Annotated in this window: 3 protein-coding genes; all 3 read left to right on the forward strand. The window is 32.4% G+C overall.

Translation table 11 applies throughout. The features are described 5' to 3' along the window. On the forward strand, positions 1–448 hold a 448-nt coding region (locus tag RTP52_RS20205), incomplete at its 5' end, for a hypothetical protein (protein ID WP_331662001.1). Between the two features lie 4 nt (positions 449–452). Further along, on the forward strand, positions 453–773 hold the full coding sequence (locus tag RTP52_RS20210) for a hypothetical protein (RefSeq protein ID WP_312373188.1): 321 nt from the start codon (positions 453–455) through the stop codon (positions 771–773). 14 nt (positions 774–787) lie between these two features. Continuing rightward, complete coding sequence (locus RTP52_RS20215; protein ID WP_312373190.1) at positions 788–1636, forward strand: hypothetical protein; 849 nt, start codon at positions 788–790, stop codon at positions 1634–1636. The last annotated feature ends 44 nt before the right edge of the window (positions 1637–1680 follow it).

Genomic DNA, 1680 nt, shown 5'->3' on the forward strand with positions numbered 1-1680 from the left:
TGTAAAGAATGTAAGAAGTATTAATAAAAAGAAACCTATCGAATATAAAAAGCGATATTCGGATGATTCTTTCGAGATAAAATGTGTTCGCTATTTAATCAAATCGATTACAGATGAAATGCCTGATGCAAAAAAGATTCCTAAAAATGATGAGCAGATAGACAAGTGGTGCGACAACATTGAAAAGATGGTTCGGTTAGATAAGCGATCACAGGAAGACATTTATAATACATTAGTGTATTCGCAGACAAATGCTTTCTGGAAGCCGAATATACGTAGTACAAGCAAATTTAGAGAGAAGTATGAAACATTGCGTTCGCAGATGAAGAACAAGCAAAATAAACCACAGCAACAGGCAGTAAAGGCAAATAAGTTTAACAACTTCCCTCAACGTAATTATAGTGAATCGGATTTTGATAGTCTAGAACAGCAGTTATTGAGGAGGTAGGTAGATGGAAAACACATATGATTTACATGACTATGTCGATGGAAGTGTTATAACAAGCATTAAATCAGACAAAATAGCAGACATCACAGGAATGGAAATTGTAAGGGTCAGCAAGTATGCTAGGACAGGTCACATGTATAAATGCAGATACAGGATTTTCAAAAGCGATCAGAACAAAAATGAGTTACTGCGAAAGATTAACAACGGTACCGAACGTAATTATACTTCAGAATACGTTGAGGATTTTACGAGACAATGGAATGAAATAACGGAACAGTTAAATGCAAGCGGTAAGATTACAAATATTAGATTAGTGGCAAAGTAAAAGGAGGATGTATATTGGACAAATATAGCGTACATGATACAACTTTAATATTTAACAATATAGATGCAGAAGTTAATAATGAGAATCGGTGGGATGGTAGCCTTCCACATTACAAATTGTTTAGTCATACAATGCATGAGCTTGGTCAACTAGGGTTCTATGTTGAGAAAGATAAAAGCGTTTCTAAAATTATAAGAAAAGATTATTATTACGGGCGATATTATGGGTTAGAATTCAAAGCACATAGATATCCTGTAGGCTTTAAAATTGTATTTTATCAGAATATTAATTTTGAACATAAGTGTGGTGGTTATTATGACTTTAACAAGTTTGAAATGATGCCATATTTACAGAAATTGATTTTTAAAAAAATAGTTAATAAATTGGGATTGTATCTACAGGATCATGGAGTCGAAAATGAAAGCGAGCCAAACTTAAAGACAAGTGAAGAAAAAGTGAAATATCGTTTTGTAAAAAGTTGTCACCATGTACAAGAAAATATGAATTTTAATTTATCTGATTTAGACGGAACTACGTGTGAATATAGCTATAACAACACTGATAGGGATAAAAAGACAATATACAATGGACAGATTAAGTATTTTAGAGATTACAATGGTTATTTACTGAGAGGAAAAGTTTATCACAACATTAATAATATGTGGTTGGTGATTCTAAACAATCACGATTACAAGAATGTTGCAAGTTTTGAACTATTCGACTTTTCTGAAAAAGAAAAACTAGGAAGATTGGCAAAAGTAAGAACTCCTGAAGAATATTTAGAGAGAAAAGCAAAAATAGCAGAAACAAGTACTAGGGAACTAATAAAAGAGTTAAAAAGAAGAGGAATGCGTGTTAGTTAAATCGAGATTTACGGAAGTAAGAAGGTGAGAAATGAGAAACGTAC

Source organism: Lachnoclostridium sp. (genome assembly GCF_031997925.1).
Classification (GTDB): domain Bacteria; phylum Bacillota; class Clostridia; order Lachnospirales; family Lachnospiraceae; genus Lachnoclostridium.

What these genes read in the sequence shown, in the direction of transcription:
- RTP52_RS20210 (WP_312373188.1), top strand. Translation starts at nt 453, where the DNA reads ATGGAAAACACATATGATTTACATGACTATGTCGATGGAAGTGTTATA.